Source organism: Blastococcus sp. CCUG 61487, assembly GCF_005222955.1.
GTDB lineage: Bacteria > Actinomycetota > Actinomycetes > Mycobacteriales > Geodermatophilaceae > Blastococcus.
Genome location: NZ_LWUA01000152.1, coordinates 1 through 823, shown reverse-complemented (window position 1 = coordinate 823; position 823 = coordinate 1). Strand labels below are relative to the sequence as shown.

Sequence of the window (823 nt, the reverse complement as noted above, 5' to 3'; positions counted from 1 at the left end):
CCCAGCCGGCGCCGTCGCCGAACATCGGCCGAGCCGCCCGGCGCCCGTCCGCGCTCCGGTCGTACCGTGCCTTCGTGCGGGCCGGCCACCTGGAGATCGAGACGAAGTTCGACGTGTCCCCGTCCTTCGTCGTGCCCGACCTGATCGGGACCGCCGGCGTCGCGACCGCCGACGCCCCGGTCGAGCACGCGCTCGAGGCGCGCTACTTCGACACGGCCGACCTGCGGCTGGCCGGGGCGCGGATCACGCTGCGCCGCCGCACCGGCGGCCCCGACGACGGGTGGCACGTCAAGCTGCCGGCCGCCCGGGACGCCCGGGTGGAGCTGCGCCGCCCGCTGGGCCGGGCCGCCCGGCCGCCGAAAGCGGTGCTCGACCCGCTCGCCGGCGTGCTCCGCGGCGAACCGCCCGTACCGGTGGCGGAGCTGCACACCCGACGAGTGGTGACGGTGCTGCGGGATGCCGACGGGCGGGCGATGGCCGAGATCGCCGACGACGTCGTCACCGCCACCCGGTTGACCGGCCCGCGCGGGGCGGCGGAGGTCCGCAGCTGGCGCGAGGTGGAGGTCGAGCTGATCGACGGGCCAGCGGAGCTGCTCGGGCCGGTGGGCGAGCGGCTGGTCGCCGCGGGGGCCGAGTGGACCGCCCGGGCCTCCAAGCTCGCCCGTGCGCTGGGCCTGGACGAGGTGGACCGCCCGGCGCCGCCGGGCCGGGCGGCCGAGCCGCGCGCCGCGGACGTGCTGCTCGGGGTGCTGCGGGACCAGGTGACCGCCCTGCAGCTCGCCGACGTCGCCGTGCGGACAGGTCAGGACGACGCGATCCGCCG

Annotated in this window: 1 protein-coding gene; it reads left to right on the top strand. The window is 78.5% G+C overall.

What is annotated here, in order from left to right:
- Window positions 1–74: 74 nt before the first annotated feature.
- The coding region (locus tag A6V29_RS08865; RefSeq protein ID WP_170977785.1) for a CYTH domain-containing protein at window positions 75–823 on the top strand (749 nt) is incomplete at its 3' end.